The sequence below is a fragment of the Pseudomonas reidholzensis genome (genome assembly GCF_900536025.1).
GTDB lineage: Bacteria > Pseudomonadota > Gammaproteobacteria > Pseudomonadales > Pseudomonadaceae > Aquipseudomonas > Aquipseudomonas reidholzensis.
This window is the reverse complement of sequence record NZ_UNOZ01000039.1, coordinates 72,877-87,718: the sequence shown is the minus strand read 5'-3', so window position 1 is coordinate 87,718 and position 14,842 is coordinate 72,877. Positions and strand designations below refer to the sequence as shown.

Below are 14,842 nucleotides of genomic sequence, written 5' to 3'. Positions count from 1 at the left end.
AGATTAGCGACGATCGCTGAATTTAACCTTAATGCACAAAAAACCCGGCACATGGCCGGGTTTTTTATTCAGCGACGGATCACTGATGGTACTGCGCAGACAACTCGTGCACCGCGTTGATGAACACGCCGGCATGCGCGGGGTCGACCTCAGGGGTGATGCCGTGGCCGAGGTTGAACACGTGCCCCGTGCCCTTGCCATAACTGGCAAGGATCCGCCCGACTTCCTGGCGAATCGCCTCGGGCTTGGCGTACAGCACGGTCGGGTCCATGTTGCCCTGCAATGCGACCTTGTCACCCACGCGGCGACGCGCGTCGCTGATCTCGCAGGTCCAGTCCAGGCCCAGTGCGTCAGCACCCGCGTCGGCGATGCTTTCGAGCCACATGCCGCCGTTCTTGGTGAACAGGATGACCGGCACCTTGCGCCCGTCATGCTCGCGGATCAGGCCGCTGACGATCTTGCGCATGTAGGCCAGGGAGAACTCCTGGTAGGCCGCCGCCGACAGGTTGCCACCCCAGGTGTCGAAGATCTGCACCGCCTGGGCACCGGCCTGGATCTGGCCGTTGAGGTAGCTGGTGACCGACTGGGCGAGCTTGTCGAGCAGCAGGTGCATGGCCTGCGGGTTGTCGTAGAGCATCGCCTTGGTCTTGCGGAAGTCTTTCGACGAACCGCCTTCGACCATGTAGGTGGCCAGGGTCCAGGGGCTGCCGGAGAAGCCGATCAGCGGCACGCGGCCGTTGAGCTCGCGACGGATGGTGCTGACCGCGTCCATCACGTAACCCAGGTCCTTGTGCGGATCGGGGATCGGCAGCGCCTCGATGTCGGCCAGGGTGCTGACGACCTTCTTGAAACGCGGGCCTTCGCCGGTCTCGAAGTACAGGCCCTGGCCCATGGCGTCGGGGATGGTGAGGATGTCCGAGAAGAGGATCGCTGCGTCCAGCGGGTAGCGCTCGAGTGGCTGCAGGGTGACTTCGCAGGCGAACTCAGGGTTCATGCACAGGCTCATGAAGTCGCCGGCCTTGGCCCGGCTGGCGCGGTACTCCGGCAGGTAGCGGCCGGCCTGGCGCATCATCCAGACGGGGGTGACGTCTACAGGTTGCTTGAGCAGTGCACGCAGGAAACGATCGTTCTTCAGGGCAGTCATGTCGGCATCCGGAAAAATAGTGCAGGCATTTTCTCAGACGCACAGCGAAAAGGCACGGTTGTTTGTCTGCCCGTATGCCTTGGATCAATCTTTTTGTATACAAGTTACATCCGGCGAGGGCTTCGCCTCGATCGCGAAGCAAGGCCGCTCCCACAGAGACCGCGCACTCACAGGTGTACGCGGCCCCTGTGGGAGCGGCCTTGGGTAGCGAAAGGGCCGCAACGCGGCCCCAGGATCCATCAGACTTCGAGGTAGTCGAGGATGCCCTCGGCGGCCACACGGCCTTCGAAGATCGCCGTCACCACCAGGTCCGAACCGCGCACCATGTCGCCACCGGCAAACACTTTCGGGTTGCTGGTCTGGTGCTTGAACTTGCTCTGCTCCGGGGCGATCACGCGGCCCTGGCTGTCGGTCTGGATAGCGTACTGCTCGAACCACGGCGCCGGGCTCGGACGGAAACCAAAGGCGATCACCACGGCGTCTGCCGGGAGGATCTCTTCGGAACCCGGGATCGGCTCCGGGCTGCGACGGCCACGTGCGTCCGGCTCGCCCAGGCGAGTCTCGACGACCTTGACGCCTTCGACCTTGTCTTCACCAACAATGGCGATCGGCTGGCGGTTGTAGAGGAACTTGACGCCCTCTTCCTTGGCGTTCTTCACCTCTTTGCGCGAGCCCGGCATGTTCGCCTCGTCGCGGCGATAGGCACAGCTCACCGACTTGGCGCCCTGGCGGATCGAGGTGCGGTTGCAGTCCATCGCGGTGTCACCACCGCCGAGCACCACGACCTTCTTGCCCTTCATGTCGACGAAGTCTTCCGGCGACTTTTCAAAGCCCAGGTTGCGGTTGACGTTGGCGATCAGGAAGTCCAGTGCATCGTGCACGCCTGGCAGGTCTTCACCGGGGAAACCGCCCTTCATGTAGGTGTAGGTGCCCATGCCCATGAACACTGCGTCGTACTCGGCGAGCAGCTGCTCCATGGTGATGTCCTTGCCCACCTCGGTGTTCAGGCGGAACTCGATGCCCATGCCGGTGAAGACTTCGCGGCGATGGCTCAGCACGGTCTTTTCCAGCTTGAACTCGGGGATGCCGAAGGTCAGCAGGCCACCGATCTCAGGGTTGCGGTCGAACACCACCGGGGTCACCCCGGCGCGCACCAGCACATCGGCGCAGCCCAGGCCCGCCGGGCCGGCACCGATGATCGCGACACGCTTGCCGGTCGGCTTGACCTTGGACATGTCCGGGCGCCAGCCCATGGCGAAGGCGGTGTCGGTGATGTACTTCTCGACCGAACCGATGGTCACCGCGCCGAAGCCGTCGTTGAGGGTGCAGGCACCCTCGCAGAGACGGTCTTGCGGGCACACACGGCCGCACACTTCCGGCAGGGTGTTGGTCTGGTGCGACAGCTCGGCGGCGGCGAGGATGTTGCCTTCGGAGACCAGCTTCAACCAGTTGGGGATGAAGTTGTGCACCGGGCACTTCCATTCGCAGTACGGGTTGCCGCAACCCAGGCAGCGGTGCGCCTGGTCGACGGACTGCTGGGGCTTGAAGGGCTCGTAGATCTCGACGAACTCTTTCTTGCGCTGACGCAGGAGCTTTTTCTTCGGGTCTTTGCGCCCGACTTCGATGAACTGGAAGTCGTTGTTCAGACGTTCAGCCATTTTCAATACCTCTTTACAGCAGCTGCTAGCACTAGGCTGCAAGCCACAAGACGATCACGTAAGCCGGGCAAACCCCGCACTGCTTTTACCTGCAGTTGGGGGCTTGCCACTTGCAGCTGCTTTTACTGCGGGTTGGCACGGGTGCTGGACAACAACTGCTTGAGCGTGGCCGCCTTCGGCTTGACCAGCCAGAAGCGCCGCACGTAGTCGTCCAGGTTCTCCGAGAGCTCACGCCCCCACTCGCTGCCGGTCTCATCGACGTACTCGGCAAGGACCCGCGCCAGGTGGCTACGGTAGGCCTCCATCGCTTCACCACTGATGCGCTGGATTTCCACCAGTTCGTGGTTGAGCTTGTCGACGAAGCTGTTGTCCATGTCGAGCACGTAGGCAAAGCCGCCAGTCATGCCAGAACCGAAGTTGTAACCGGTCTTGCCCAGAACGCAGACAAAGCCGCCGGTCATGTATTCACAGCAGTGATCACCGGTGCCCTCGACCACAGCGTGGGCGCCGGAGTTACGCACAGCGAAGCGCTCACCCGCGGTACCGGCGGCGAACAGCTTGCCGCCCGTGGCGCCGTACAGGCAGGTGTTGCCGACGATGGCGCTGTCCTGGGTCTTGAACGGGCTGCCGGCCGGCGGCACGATGGTGACCTTGCCACCGGTCATGCCCTTGCCGACGTAGTCGTTGGCGTCGCCTTGCAGGTGCAGGTTCAGGCCACCGGCGTTCCACACGCCAAAGCTCTGCCCGGCGGTACCCTTGAAGCGGAAGGTGATCGGCTTGGCGGCCATGCCTTGGTTGCCGTACAGCCGGGCGATTTCGCCGGAGATACGCGCACCGATGGAACGGTCGCAGTTGCAGATGTCCAGGCTGAACTCGCCACCGGCCTGGTCGCGGATCGCCGGCAAGGCCATCTCGACCATCTTCTCGGCCAGCTCGCCCTTGTCGAACGGCGGGTTCTTGTCGACTTCGCAGAACTGCGGCTTGTCGGCCGGGATGTGCGAGCTGCCCAGCAGCGGCGTGAGGTCCAGGTGATGCTGGCGCTCGGTGTCGCCGGGCAGCACGTCGAGCAGGTCGGTACGACCGATCAGCTCGCCGAGGCTGCTGACGCCCAGCTTGGCCAGCCACTCACGGGTCTCTTCAGCGACGAACTTGAAGAAGTTGATCACCATGTCGACGGTGCCGATGTAGTGATCCTTGCGCAGCTTGTCGTTCTGCGTGGCGACGCCGGTGGCGCAGTTGTTCAGGTGACAGATGCGCAGGTACTTGCAGCCCAGGGCGATCATTGGCGCGGTGCCGAAGCCGAAGCTCTCGGCGCCGAGGATGGCGGCCTTGATCACGTCCAGGCCGGTTTTCAGGCCGCCGTCGGTCTGTACCCGGACCTTGCCGCGCAGGTCGTTGCCGCGCAGGGTCTGGTGGGTTTCCGCCAGGCCCAGTTCCCACGGCGCGCCGGCGTACTTGATCGAGGTCAGCGGCGAAGCGCCGGTGCCGCCGTCGTAACCGGAGATGGTGATCAGGTCGGCATAGGCCTTGGCCACGCCAGCGGCGATGGTGCCGACACCGGCTTCTGCGACCAGCTTGACCGAGACCAGCGCCTGCGGATTGACCTGCTTGAGGTCGTAGATCAGCTGGGCCAGGTCTTCGATCGAGTAGATGTCATGGTGCGGCGGTGGCGAGATCAGGGTCACGCCGGGTACCGCATAGCGCAGCTTGGCGATCAGGCCGTTGACCTTGCCGCCTGGCAGCTGGCCGCCTTCACCTGGCTTGGCGCCCTGGGCGACCTTGATCTGCAGCACTTCGGCGTTGACCAGGTATTCCGGGGTGACACCAAAGCGGCCGGTGGCGACCTGCTTGATCTTCGAGCTGCGCACGGTGCCGTAGCGCGACGGGTCTTCGCCGCCCTCACCGGAGTTGGAGCGCGCGCCGAGGCGGTTCATGGCCTCGGCCAGCGCCTCGTGGGCTTCGGGCGACAGCGCGCCGAGCGAGATACCGGCGGAGTCGAAGCGCTTGAGGATCGCCTCCAGCGGCTCGACCTGGTCCAGCGCCAGCGGCTGCTCGGCGACCTTGACCTTGAGCAGGTCGCGGATCATCGACACCGGACGGGTGTCGACCAGCGCGGTGTATTCCTTGAACTTGGCGTAGTCGCCCTGCTGCACGGCGGCCTGCAGGGTGTTGACCACGTCCGGGTTGTAGGCGTGGTACTCGCCCCCGTGGACGAACTTCAGCAGGCCACCTTGCTGGATCGGCTTGCGCGCGCTCCAGGCTTCGGCGGCGAGCAGCTTCTGGTCGCTTTCGAGGTCGACGAAGCGCGCGCCCTTGATGCGGCTCGGCACGCCCTTGAAGCTCAGGCCGACCACTTCGTCGGACAGGCCAATGGCCTCGAACAGCTGCGCACCGCGGTAGGACGCAACGGTCGAGATGCCCATCTTCGAGAGGATCTTCAGCAGGCCCTTGGAGATGCCCTTGCGGTAGTACTTGAAGACTTCGTCGAGATCACCCAGCACTTCGCCGGTGCGGATCAGGTCGGCCAGCACTTCGTAGGCCAGGTACGGATAGACCGCCGAGGCGCCGAAGCCGAGCAGTACGGCAAAGTGGTGCGGGTCACGCGCGGTGGCGGTCTCGACCAGGATGTTGCTGTCGCAGCGCAGGCCCTTCTCGGTCAGGCGGTGGTGCACCGCGCCGACCGCGAGGGAGGCATGCACCGGCAGTTTGCCCGGGGCAATGAAACGGTCGCTCAGCACCAGCTGGGTCTTGCCGCCACGCACCGCTTCTTCAGCCTGATCGGCGATGTTGCGGATGGCGGCTTCGAGGCCGAGGCTTTCTTCGTAGTTGAGGTCGATCAGCTGACGCTCGAAGCCTTCGCGCTCCAGGCTCATCAGCGCGCGCCACTTGGCAGGCGAGATGACCGGCGAGCTGAGGATCACCCGCGAAGCATGCTCCGGGGACTCCTGGAAGATGTTGCGTTCGGCACCCAGGCAGATTTCCAGCGACATCACGATCGCTTCGCGCAGCGGGTCGATCGGCGGGTTGGTGACCTGCGCGAACTGCTGGCGGAAGAAGTCGTACGGCGAACGCACGCGCTGCGACAGCACCGCCATCGGCGTGTCGTCACCCATCGAGCCGACTGCTTCCTGGCCCTGCTCGCCGAGCGGACGCAGCACCTGGTCACGCTCTTCGAAGGTGACCTGGAACATCTTCATGAATTGCTTGAGCTGGTCAGCGTCGTAGCTGGCCGCGCCCTGGTCGTCGCTCAGGGTCGCCTGGATACGCGTGGCGTGCTGGCGCAACCAGCGCTTGTACGGATGGCGCGATTTGAGGCGGTTGTCGATGGCGTCGGTGTCGAGGATCTGCCCGGTTTCGGTGTCCACGGCAAAGATCTGGCCCGGGCCGACCCGGCCCTTGGCGATGACGTCTTCAGGCTGGTAGCCCCAGACGCCGATTTCCGAGGCGATGGTGATGTAGCCGTTGCGCGTGGTGACCCAACGCGCCGGGCGCAGGCCGTTGCGGTCGAGCAGGCAGACCGCGTGACGCCCTTCGGTCATGACGATGCCGGCCGGGCCATCCCACGGTTCCATGTGCATGGAGTTGTATTCATAGAACGCGCGCAGGTCGGCGTCCATGGTCTCGACGTTCTGCCACGCCGGCGGTACCAGCATGCGCACGCCGCGGAACAGGTCGATGCCACCGGTGACCATCAGCTCGAGCATGTTGTCCATGCTCGAGGAGTCGGAACCGACACGGTTGACCAGCGGGCCGAGTTCTTCGAGGTCGGGGATCTGGTCGTTGGCGAACTTGGTGCGACGGGCCATGGCCCAGTTGCGGTTGCCGGTGATGGTGTTGATTTCGCCGTTGTGGGCGAGGAAGCGGAACGGCTGCGCGAGCGGCCATTTCGGCAGGGTGTTGGTCGAGAAGCGCTGGTGGAACACGCAGATCGCGGTTTGCAGGCGCTGATCGTCGAGGTCTGGATAGAACGCCGCGAGATCGCGCGGCATCATCAGGCCTTTGTAGATGATGGTCTTGTGCGAGAAGCTGCAGATGTAGTGGTCGGCGTCGTGGGCGTTGGCCACGGACGAGCGGCGACGAGCACTGAACAGCTTGATGGCGAATTCCTGATCGCTCAGGCCGTCACCGCCGATGAACACCTGTTCGATCTGCGGCAGGCGCTCGAGGGCCAGGCGACCGAGCACGCTGGTGTCGATCGGCACTTTGCGCCAGCCCACCAGCTGCAGGCCGGCGGCGAGGATCTCGCGGTCCATGTTGGCGCGGGCAGCCTGGGCTTTGACCGGGTCCTGGTTGAAGAACACCATGCCCACGGCGTACTGCTTGGGCAGCTCGACGGCGAAGTGCTCTTGAGCCATGGCGCGCAGGAACTGATCGGGCTTCTGCATGAGCAAGCCGCAACCGTCGCCGGTCTTGCCGTCGGCGTTGATCCCACCGCGGTGGGTCATGCAGGTCAATGCCTGCATGGCAGTTTGCAGAAGGTGGTGACTTGGCTCGCCCGTCATATGGGCGATCAGGCCAAAACCACAGTTGTCCTTGAATTCTTCGGGATGGTACAGACCTGTTTTCATAGACACATTCTCACCAGGTTCACCTCTCGACGGAGGCAAATCTCTTTTTAGTACAACCACTTACCATCCACACCGGTCGAATGCCAGCTTTTTTGCGGGGGGCAACTGAAACCATTGTTGCACAGCGACAGGGAAGCCCACAAATTTTAACGACGCTTCGTTGAAAATTTATGTCGCAATTTTGAATGTTTTTGGCCTGTCGCCGTGGTACGGCAATGACCGGAGTCTGAAGCGTTTCAGCCTGAACTGCAACACAGGGCTTGTGGCCGGCAGTCTGGGACAGAAAAGCCTGCCGCGTTCAACGCAGCAGGCTAGACGAAAGTCAGGAGTCGCTCAGCATCTGGGCGGCGGGGTGGTGCCGCCCGGAAGGTATCAGCGGGCCGTGGCCAGCTCTTGTTGGACGCTGCCGACGGTACGTGGCCAAGGTTTACCAGCCTGGACCTTCGCTGGCAAGTTCTTGATTGCCGCAACCGCTGCATCGCGGTTGGCAAAGTTGCCGTAGGTGATCACGTACAGCGGCTTGCCCTGCAGGTTTTTCTTGAAGTAGCGATAGTCGCCACCCTGCGCCTTGACGAACGACTGGGCCGACGCCTCGGAGCTGGTGCCGAGGATCTGCACCACATAATTGCCGGCCTTCTGGCCGCTGTACCAGCTGCTGTTGCCGCTGCCGCCGGCGGCCGGTTTGGCGGCGGGCTTGGCAGTGGCGACCTGAACCGGTTCAGGGGCTGGCTTGGCAGGTGCAACCGGCTTGGCAGGCTGGGTTGCAACCGGCTTGGGTGCTGGCGCAACCGGCTGGCTCGGGGCACTGGCAATCGGCTGGGCCGGCGTCACCGCAGGCCCGGCAGGCACGCCTGCCGGCGGCGCAATGGTGGTCACGGTAGGCGGGTTGGACGGCTGCAGGGCAGTGTCGCCCGCCGGGCCGGTCTCGTCGCCATCGCCCATGCCAGCGGCTTCGGCCAGCGGCTCGCGCATCACCGGCTGCGACTGGCCGACCAACGGCAGCGGCATCGGCTGGGAAGACCCGGAGAACTCGATGGCCGGGTTGCCATTGTTCGACTGGCCGGCGGCCGGCTGACCTTCACCCAGCGGCAGTTGAGCCTGGGCCGCCGGTGCGTCGGTGGGGACCTTGTCGGCGCCCTTCTTGGGCATCAGGACCGCCGCGGCAACGGCGACCACGACGACAGCAGACAACGCGAGCACGTGTTTCTTAGGCATATTGAACCCCATGGATGGTCGCTTCGCCGTACTGCGGGTGGCGATCATGGCTTCGATCAAGGTATCGCGGGCGACCTGGTTGATGGTGCCAGGCCAACCGTCCGAATGTTCATGGATATCGGCGATCTGTTCAGCGGTGAACACCTCGATGCCCCGGCCAGCACCGTCCAGGCGCTGCTCCAGGTACTCGCGGGTCTCCTCTTCACTATAGGGGGCCAGCTCGATGACGTGAAACCGCTCACCCGCCGCATCGAGCTCGTCCAACCCGGCAATCAGCGAAGGCTCACCGAACAGGAACACATGCGGACGCCCTTCCGGCACGCCCGCCGCCAACTCCAGCAACGCTTGGAGTGCCGACTCGTCGAGTTGTTCCGCATCGTCCACCAACAGATAGACTTCCTGGCCGGTCAGGGCCAGTTGCACCACCTGCGACAGGATCGACTGCACCTCGGGCTGGGCCACACCCAGCGACTGGGCGACCTGGCCGAGCACGCTGGCGGCATCGCTGGCGCCGCGCGCGGACACCACCACGCTCTGCACCGACTGCTTGTTGGTACTCGCCACCAGGGCCTGGCGCAGCAAGGTCTTGCCACTGCCCAACGGCCCGGTGACCACCAGCATCAGCTGACTGTAACGGGCCAGGTGGTGGAGTTGGCCAAGCACCGGCTTGCGCTGGGCCGGGAAGAACTTGAAGCCGGGCACACGCGGCGCGAACGGATCGTGGCTCAGCTGGTAATGGTCGAGAAACGCCTCATCGGCATGCAAACTGGTCATTGCGCTGTCACAACCTCAAAGCTGGGCCACGATCGCGCGGTAATCCGCCGCCAGCGTGGCCTGAAGGATCTCTTTCGGATAGTCGTCGGTGATCACGGCCTCGCCCAACTGGCGCAACAGCACCAGCCGCAAGCGACCGTCGAGCACCTTCTTGTCGACCGCCATATGCTCCATGAAATGCGCCGGGGTCATTTCCTGTGGTGGCACCACCGGCAATCCTGCGTCCTGCAGCAGGCGAATTCCGCGATCACGCGCGGGCTGGTCGATCCAGCCCAGGCGCATGGACATTTCCAGGGCCATCACCGTGCCCGCCGCCACGGCTTCGCCATGCAGCCAGACACCGTAGCCCATGTGGGTCTCGATGGCGTGGCCAAACGTGTGGCCGAGGTTGAGGGTGGCGCGCACGCCCGTCTCACGCTCGTCGGCACCGACCACGGCGGCCTTGGCCGCGCAGGAGCGGCGAATGGCCTCGGTCAGGGCGCTGTTGTCGAGGCCGCGCAGGGCGGCCATATTCTGTTCGAGCCAATCGAGGAACGGCTTGTCGCAGATCAGGCCGTACTTGATGACTTCAGCCAGGCCCGCCGACAGCTCACGCGGCGGCAGGGTCTTGAGGCTGGTGGTGTCGATCAGCACCGCATTGGGCTGATAGAAGGCACCGACCATGTTCTTGCCCAGCGGGTGGTTGATGCCGGTCTTGCCGCCAACCGAAGAATCCACCTGGGACAGCAGCGTGGTCGGCACCTGGATGAAGTCCACACCGCGCTGATAGCAGGCGGCGGCGAAGCCGGCCATGTCACCGATGACGCCGCCGCCGAGGGCGACCACGGTGGTGCGCCGGTCGTGACGGGCGGTGAGCAGGCCATCGAAGATCAGCTGCAGGGTTTCCCAGTTCTTGTAGGCTTCGCCGTCGGGCAGCACCACATGCACCACGGCATAGGCGCCCAGCGTGCGACTCAAGCGGTCGAGATACAGAGGCGCGACGGTTTCGTTGGAAACGATGGCAACCTGGCGCCCGGCAATGTGCGGTGCGAGCAGCTCAGGCTGATCCAGCAGGCCTTCGCCAATGTAGATCGGGTAGCTGCGTTCGCCCAGATCGACCTTTAGTGTCTGCATGTATCCCCACAATGTGCTTGGGCGCGGCATCGCCTGAGCGAGCCGCGCTAACGTTGAACCCTGCCTCCCGGCTTAGCGGGGCGGCAACTTCTCCAGGCGCTCGAGAATATCGAGCACGACCATGCGCGGCGGCCGTTCGTCGGTTTCTACCACCACGTCGGCGATTTCGCGATACAGCGGGTCGCGCGACTCGAGCAGGGCGCGCAGGGTCGCCTCCGGATTGGCAGTGCGCAGCAGTGGCCGGTTACGGTCACGTGCCGTGCGGCCGACCTGCTGCTCCACCGAGGCGTGCAGATAGATCACCCGACCGCCGGCATGCAGGGCCTGGCGGTTGGCTTCGCGCATGACGGCGCCGCCGCCCGTTGCGACGACCACGCCGTCCAGCTCGCAGAGCTCGGCGATCATCGCCTCTTCACGATCACGAAAGCCCGGCTCGCCTTCTTTGTCGAAGATCCACGGGATATTGGCGCCGGTCCGCAGTTCGATTTCCTTGTCGGAATCTTTGAACAGCAGACGCAGCTCTTTGGCCAGAAGGCGACCGATGGTGCTTTTACCCGCACCCATCGGGCCTACAAGTATCAAATTTCGCACAGAATCAACGACTCACAGCAATCGCCTGGTCACTCATGATACGCGGAGTCAGGAAGACCAGCAGCTCGGATTTTTTCTCTTGTAATGCATCGCGTCGAAACAGCCGCCCAACATACGGCAGATCGCCAAAAAATGGCACCTTGTCGACCACATTGTTTTGCGTGGTCGAGTAGACGCCACCAATGACGATGGTCTGGCCATCACCCACACGCACCTTGGCATTGAGCTCATTCTTGCGGATCGGCGGCACATCGTTCAGTGCATTGACGTAATCCGGCTCGTCCTTGGTCACCCTCACCGTCATGATCACCTGACCATCGGCGGTGATCTGCGGGGTGACTTCCAGCGACAACGAGGCCTCGCGGAACGACACCGAGGTGGCGCCACTCTTGGTGGTCTCCTGGTAGGGCACCTCGGTGCCCTTGAGGATGCGTGCGGTCTCCTTGTCGGCGGTGACCACCTTGGGCTGGGAGATGATCTCGCCGTTGCCGCTTTTTTCCATGGCGCTGAGTTCCAGGTCGAGCAGTGCATCACCGCGCAGCAGCCCGAGGCCGACCCCGGACGTGGCGCGGTCCACGCCCAGGTCGACGAACAGCCCGCTGCCTGGCGGCGCCCCCGCGACAGGCAGCGGCGAACCCCAGCGCACGCCAAGGCTTTTCTCGTAGTCGATGTTGGCCTCGACAATCCGCGCCTCGATCATGACCTGGCGCACCGGCACGTCCAGCGCAGCCACCAGGCGGCGCAACTCGGCGAGGCGGTCCGCCGGCTGGTTGGCCAGCAGGGTATTGGTCCGTACATCGACCCCAAGGCTGCCGCGACCGGTGAGAATGCCATCGTCAGCCAGGGTAGCCAGGAGCAACTCGGCCAGCTCTGACGCTTTGGCGTGATGGACCGGCAGCAGGGCCCGTTCGAGCGGCTGCAATTGCGCGTCCAGCTCCAGCCCCGCCCGCGCTTCGCGTGACTGCCCGGCCAGCTCGCCAGCCGGAGCCACCAGCAGCACATTACCCTCCTGTCGCCGGGCCAAGCCTTTGCTGCGCAGCACCAGCTCGAGCGCCTGATCCCACGGCACCTGATCCAGCCGCAGGGTGACAGTGCCACTCACCGAGTCACTGACCACCAGGTTGATCCCGGCGTAATCCGCCAAGACCTGCAGGATCGAGCGTATTTCCACATCCTGGAAGTTCAACGAGATCGGCTCATTCGCGTCGTCGATCGCGGCGGCCACCGGGACCGACAGGCACATGACCATTGCCCACACCCACAGCTGTTTGATGCACATCCATGCCCCCTGTGCCCGCGCGATTCCTCAGCGCGAGATACGTCGTGCGTTGCTGCCAGGCACCGCCGAGAAACACCCGTTCGAGCACTTCCAGCTGGTGCTCATCGACGCGCACTACCACCCCACCGTCCCTGCCCAGACGATCACCGGGACCCAGCCGATACAAGCGCCCCGCCGACCACAGCAACGCTTGATAGTCCCCATCGCGCGCCAGGCTGCCGACCATTTCCAGCTGTGCCAGCGGCACCCTGGCCAATCCATCAGCCCCGGCCGCTGACGACCAGGGTCTGAAGGGATCGGAATGCACAGCCTGCGTGGCTGGCCGCGCCGGGTCATCGGCCAGCGAAAGCGCTGCCGGCAAGCGCAGACCGGGGTGATAGGTCTGCACCTGCAGGCGAAAACGCAGCAGCGCCTGGCGCCCCGGCACCGCAGCAAGCTGCAGGCTTGAGGGCCGCAGCAGGCGCACCTGGCCGAGCCATTGATCCAGCCAACCGCGCAGTGCCCCATAGCTGCCGACAACCTCGAGCTGCAACGGCGTCGTCCGGTAATCCTCCGCTTCGACCTCTTCAAGTACTTCGAGCTGTTCGAACAGCAGCCCATGGGCATGCGCGGCATTCGCCAACTGATCGAGCAGATCGCTCACACCTTCATCCGCCGCCAGTCGCCAGCGTGCATCCTGCAGGTCGGCCATGCCGCGCTTCAGTGCGCTGCGCGCGGGGAGTAATTGCCCCGCCAGCAGTGACTTCTCGGCATGCACCTGGTCAAACCCGCGGAGCGTCTCGATACCTCGCCGATAGACTTGCTGAGCCTCGTGCAAACGAAACACCCAGCCCGCCGCGAGCACAGCGAGCGCGGCAAGCACTGGCACCGCCACTTTGAAGGCCAGTGAGCGCTCAGCGAGCCCCTGCCAGTCGGGCATCCACGCGCCGCTCACCGGCGCAGCGCCGACACGCGCGCCACCAGCAAGAACTCATCGCCCTGTGAATCCGCTCGGAGGTGCTTGAGTTCAAGCGCCTCGATTAATTGCGACTGCTGCAGATCACGCATCAACTGCGCGATAACGGCGGGTGACGCGGCCAGGCCGAGCAGATGCAGGCGCCCGTCCTGGACGGACAACTCGGTCAGCTGCAGGCCGCTGGAAAACGCCTGCTCCAACTCGGCGAGCAGCCGTGGCAGTTGCACCTGCTCGGTTCTCAGGGCCGCCAGCGAAGCAGACCGGGCACGCACGCCATCCTGCGCCTGACGCACCTCGGTGAGTTGTTCCAGCTGCCCGTCCAGCTCGACGATAGCGGCCTGGCGCTCGGCAATCGCCGCGGCCTGCAACTGCCCACGCTGGCGCGCCAGGGCGTCGAGCAGCATCACCGCGCAGAGCGCCAACAACAGGCTGCCAATCAGCGCACGCTGGAATCGCCGCACGGCAGCCAAACGTTGCCGCTCGCGCCACGGCAACAGATTGAGACGGATCATCCTGCACCGCCTCCCAGGGCCAGGCCGTAAGCCAGCGCCATGGAGCACGTCATGCCTGACAGCGCCTGCCTGTCGACCCACTGAGCCGAGGCCACCCCAGCCAAGGGCTGCAACGCACCACAGGTGATCCCCAGGCGCTGCCGCAAGGCGCTTATCCAGCCTGACGCCAGGTCATCATCGGCGCCGATCAGCAGGCCAGGCGGTCGCCCGGGCCCGCCGCCCGCCGTCAACAGCCGCACGACACGCTGCAAGCGTTGTGCGGCGGTGTCCGCGGGCTCAAAGCGTATCTCCTGACGCTCCGGTAGCCCCCCACGCGACCACCCATGCAGCGATGCCGCAGCCGTCTCGATGCGCAGCAATCGCTGGGTCTCGGGCAACACGCGCTGCAGCGCGATGCCGTCGACCTCGACTGCCGCGATCTGCAGACCCGCCTCTGCAAACAGTTGCTCAAGCACCTCGAGCGAACGCTGGCGGCAGGCAGCCACCAGCACTTCGACATCGCCAGCCGGTTCGGGCGCAGGGCCGAGCACCTGGAAGTCCATCGCCAGGTCTTCAAGTGCAAAGGGAAACAAGCGCTCCGCATCGGTCAGCAGCCGCGCTTCCATCTGGCTTGCCGAAAGCCCCGCCGGGAGGCGACAGACCTTGCAGATCACCTCGGCGCCGGGCAACGCCACGGCGACCCGGCGACACTTGCTGCCACTGCGCTGGTAGGCGTTGCGCAAGGCCTCCAGCAGGGGCTCGGCATCCCGCGTCCAGTCGCTGCCCAAGGGCGACGGCAGCGGCTGCCGTGCCCAGGCGATCACGCTGCAACGCCCTTGGCGCCGCTGCAGTTGCAGCATCCGTACCGAGTCGGCGGCAATTTCCACCCCCAACAGTGAACCGGCATCCTTGCCAAAGCGTCCAAGCATCGCTGCCTCCCTGCTCAATCGGCGCCAAACCGCGCGAGCCGATCCGCCCGGATGGGCCGGCCGGTCGCCCGATAAGGCGAAAAATGCTTATAATGCCCAGCGTTTTTTCCCTGTCCGCCGGACTC

Annotated in this window: 10 protein-coding genes; all 10 read right to left on the bottom strand. The window is 64.6% G+C overall.

Annotated elements, in window-relative coordinates; translation table 11 throughout:
* Positions 1–79: 79 nt before the first annotated feature.
* The 10 genes from hemE to pilM all read right to left on the bottom strand — a co-directional run bounded on the left by hemE (position 80) and on the right by pilM (position 14,717).
* A complete protein-coding gene (gene hemE / locus CCOS865_RS26925; RefSeq protein WP_119146646.1) occupies positions 80–1,144 on the bottom strand; it encodes a uroporphyrinogen decarboxylase in 1,065 nt (354 codons plus the stop codon).
* Positions 1,145–1,383: 239 nt separating this feature from the next.
* On the bottom strand, positions 1,384–2,802 hold the full coding sequence (locus CCOS865_RS26920) for an FAD-dependent oxidoreductase (RefSeq protein WP_119146644.1): 1,419 nt from the start codon (positions 2,800–2,802) through the stop codon (positions 1,384–1,386).
* Positions 2,803–2,924: 122 nt separating this feature from the next.
* Positions 2,925–7,370 (bottom strand): glutamate synthase large subunit, encoded by a 4,446-nt coding sequence (gltB, locus tag CCOS865_RS26915; RefSeq protein WP_119146642.1) that lies wholly within the window; start codon positions 7,368–7,370, stop codon positions 2,925–2,927.
* 372 nt (positions 7,371–7,742) lie between these two features.
* Complete coding sequence (locus CCOS865_RS26910; protein WP_119146640.1) at positions 7,743–9,359, bottom strand: AAA family ATPase; 1,617 nt, start codon at positions 9,357–9,359, stop codon at positions 7,743–7,745.
* A gap of 15 nt (positions 9,360–9,374) precedes the next feature.
* Positions 9,375–10,472: a 3-dehydroquinate synthase gene (gene aroB / locus CCOS865_RS26905; RefSeq protein WP_119146638.1), complete on the bottom strand. Its 1,098-nt coding sequence runs from the start codon at positions 10,470–10,472 to the stop codon at positions 9,375–9,377.
* Between the two features lie 72 nt (positions 10,473–10,544).
* The gene (aroK, locus tag CCOS865_RS26900; protein WP_119146636.1) at positions 10,545–11,063 is read right to left on the bottom strand and encodes a shikimate kinase AroK; all 519 of its coding nucleotides are present in this window, start codon (positions 11,061–11,063) and stop codon (positions 10,545–10,547) included.
* 4 nt (positions 11,064–11,067) lie between these two features.
* Complete coding sequence (locus CCOS865_RS26895) at positions 11,068–12,312, bottom strand: type IV pilus secretin PilQ (RefSeq protein ID WP_167469114.1); 1,245 nt, start codon at positions 12,310–12,312, stop codon at positions 11,068–11,070.
* The gene (locus CCOS865_RS26890; protein WP_119146632.1) at positions 12,260–13,261 is read right to left on the bottom strand and encodes a pilus assembly protein PilP; all 1,002 of its coding nucleotides are present in this window, start codon (positions 13,259–13,261) and stop codon (positions 12,260–12,262) included. Before CCOS865_RS26890 ends, CCOS865_RS26895 begins: the two co-directional genes overlap by 53 nt.
* 11 nt (positions 13,262–13,272) lie before the next feature.
* Positions 13,273–13,809 carry a PilN domain-containing protein gene (locus CCOS865_RS26885; protein ID WP_119146630.1) on the bottom strand — a complete coding sequence of 179 codons (537 nt, stop codon included), beginning with the start codon at positions 13,807–13,809 and terminating at the stop codon, positions 13,273–13,275.
* Positions 13,806–14,717, bottom strand: coding sequence for a type IV pilus biogenesis protein PilM (gene pilM, locus CCOS865_RS26880; protein WP_119146628.1), 912 nt, complete (start codon positions 14,715–14,717; stop codon positions 13,806–13,808). Before pilM ends, CCOS865_RS26885 begins: the two co-directional genes overlap by 4 nt.
* Positions 14,718–14,842 lie beyond the last annotated feature (125 nt).